This is a genomic window from Oleiphilus sp. HI0067, assembly GCF_001635735.1.
Window position 1 is genome coordinate 1 of sequence record NZ_LWFI01000360.1, and the last position, 802, is coordinate 802.

Below are 802 nucleotides of genomic sequence, written 5' to 3' on the forward strand. Positions count from 1 at the left end.
ACAGCAAGGCCGCATCCCAATCGCTTGTGCTTGCAGGCGCATTATCACCTCCATTGAGCAAGATCTTTACCTGACTTGAGGCTCCACCCGCATTCAAGGAATAAGTGAACTCATCCATAGAGTAAAGTACAGGTGAAAACAGCAGCAACACAAAGCTAATTAGTCCGTACATCACCATCGCGTAAATGCTCCAATCGAATAATAATCATCACCCCATACATTCTTCCCGGAACGCCCCTCTATGCCCCAAAGCGCTTCCTTGGCGGCAAAAGAATGTCGTATCAAAACATCGAGGGCATGATCATAATTCTGGTTTGAATAAGACGCTTGTTGGATTGATTGAACTTGCATGTATAACATTCGTCCAGCATGGTACTGCCAACTTGAGGACAAGGTTGTTGCTCTCCCTCCTACTCCATCGCCAGACTCTCTTTGATCTGCAGCGGCATGGCCAATTATGTTACCGCCCGACACACTTCCGTCTTGATAAATATGGTGGACATACCATCCATTCTGCCATTCAGCATGCTCAATCGTAAGATCCAGATCACTGAACAGGGCGGGAAAGTAAGCCCCCCCCATCAAAGCCGCATTACCCAAACGATAAAATTTATTGACGGATGTATCTTCACCCGCGTATTCAAAATATAAGCTAAAAGGTACTCTACCTGTGACATTGATTCGAGAGGTAAAAGAAGCACTTTGATTTCCAAACTCATCATCTTTGGAAAGATTATTACCTGCATTGTCTGCAGAACTTGGATCAAAAAACGCTTTGAATAAATCTTTAGGCTCATGGCAC

At 44.6% G+C, this 802-nt stretch carries 1 protein-coding gene; it reads right to left on the reverse strand.

Going from position 1 to position 802, the window contains the following annotated elements; genetic code table 11:
* Window positions 1–171 precede the first annotated feature (171 nt).
* On the reverse strand, window positions 172–802 hold a 631-nt coding region (locus A3739_RS04340), incomplete at its 5' end, for a capsule assembly Wzi family protein (protein ID WP_197472040.1).